The organism is Methylobacterium sp. E-065 (assembly GCF_022829605.1).
GTDB lineage: Bacteria > Pseudomonadota > Alphaproteobacteria > Rhizobiales > Beijerinckiaceae > Methylobacterium.
Genome location: NZ_JAKSYD010000176.1, coordinates 1 through 1,654 on the forward strand (window position 1 = coordinate 1; position 1,654 = coordinate 1,654).

The 1,654-nt window shown below is 73.6% G+C and carries 3 protein-coding genes; all 3 read left to right on the plus strand.

The annotated features are described in order from the left end of the window. A partial coding sequence (locus tag MKK84_RS22160) for a CsbD family protein (protein WP_243923722.1) occupies positions 1-462 on the plus strand: 462 nt, incomplete at its 5' end. 41 nt (positions 463-503) lie between these two features. Next, on the plus strand, positions 504-1,427 hold the full coding sequence (locus MKK84_RS22165) for a PhnA-like protein (protein WP_243923724.1): 924 nt from the start codon (positions 504-506) through the stop codon (positions 1,425-1,427). An 83-nt stretch (positions 1,428-1,510) separates the two neighbouring features. Beyond that, a partial coding sequence (locus MKK84_RS22170) for a CsbD family protein (RefSeq protein WP_243923726.1) occupies positions 1,511-1,654 on the plus strand: 144 nt, incomplete at its 3' end.

Here is a 1,654-nt window from a genome sequence, read left to right on the forward strand (position 1 = left end):
CTCGGCGGCAAGGTGCAGGGCGCGGTGGGCGACCTCACCGGCTCGCAGCGGGACTCGGCCGAGGGCCGCGCCCGCGAGGCGGCCGGCAAGGCCGAGAACCTCTACGGCCAGGCCAAGGACACCGTGCGCGACGCGGCCGAGACCGTCGCCGACACCGCCCGCGACATCGGCGGACGCATCCGCGAGACCGTGGGCGGCCTCGTCGGCTCCGACGACATCGAGCACCGGGCCCGCCAGGCTCAGGGTGCGGCCGAGGACCATTTCGACCGGGCCCGACGCTCGGTGCGGCGCGCGGCGGACGATGCCTCCGACTACGCCGGGGACGCCTACGACCGCGGCGCCCGCGCCCTGCGCCAGGGCGGCGTGACCGGCCAGGTCGCCGAGTATCCGCTCGCCTCGCTGCTGATCGCCGGTGCCGTGGGCTTCGGCCTCGGCCTGCTGGTCAACGCGACCCGCGATTGAACGCCTTCCCCATCTGAAGACCACCGACCCGGAGTGATAGAGTGACCATCCAGACGACCGCTTCCCCGCTCGCCACCACAGCCGCACAGGCCGACACGCGCACCGTGCTGCTCAACGAGGTGTCGTGGGGCGCCATCTTCGCCGGCGCCGTGACCGCCCTGGTGACCCAGGTCATCGTCAACCTCGTCGGCGTCGGCGTGGGGCTGGCCTCGGTCGGCACCCAGGCCGCCGACAACCCGTCCGCCTCGACGGTCTCGATGGGCGCGGGCCTCTGGTTCGTCGCCTCGGGCATCGTGGCCTCGCTGGCCGGCGGCCTGATCGCCGGCCGCCTGTCGGGCAAGCCGCTGCCGGGCGCGGCCGCGCTCCACGGGCTGGTGTCGTGGGCGGTGACCACCCTGGTGGTGCTGTACCTGCTGACCTCGGCGGCCAGCGGCCTCGTCGGCGGCACGCTCAGCACGGTCTCAGGGGCGCTCGGCGGCGCGGGCAACCTCGTCGGCGGCACGATCCAGACCGCCGCGCAGGCGGCTGCGCCGTCGCTGTCGAAGATCTCGAACCCGTTCGACGGGATCGAGCAGAAGGTCCGCGAGCAGTCCGCCGGGCAGGACCCGCAGGCCGCCAAGGACGCGGCGGTGGCCGCCGTGAAGGCGGTGCTGACCGGTGATCCGGCCCAGAAGGAGCAGGCCAAGAGCCGCGCCGCCGACGCGCTGGCCAAGGCGCAGGGCGTTTCGCCGGACCAGGCCAAGGCGCAGATCGACGACTACCAGAAGCAGTACGAGCAGGCGGTCACCACGGCCAAGCAGAAGGCCGAGGCCGCGGCCGTGACGGCGAAGTCGGCGGCGACGCAGGGTGCGTTCTACGCGGCGATCGCGCTGATCCTGGGCGCGCTGGCGGCGTTCTTCGGCGGCCGCTTCGGCGCCCCGAAGCCGACGACGCTGCTCGGCGCCTACGAGACCCGTCGGGTCTGAGCCCCTTCACGGGCCCCCGTCGCTGCGGGGGCCTCCATCCCGGCCGGGACGCCCGGCCTCCACGTCCAGCAGGAGATCACGCGATGAGCAGCACGACCGACAAGCTGAAGGGTCTGGCCAACGAGGCCGTCGGCAACGTCAAGCAGGCGGCCGGCCAGGTGACCGGCAACGACAAGCTGGTGGCCGAGGGCAAGGTGCAGGAGCTGAAGGGCGAGGCGCAGAAGACC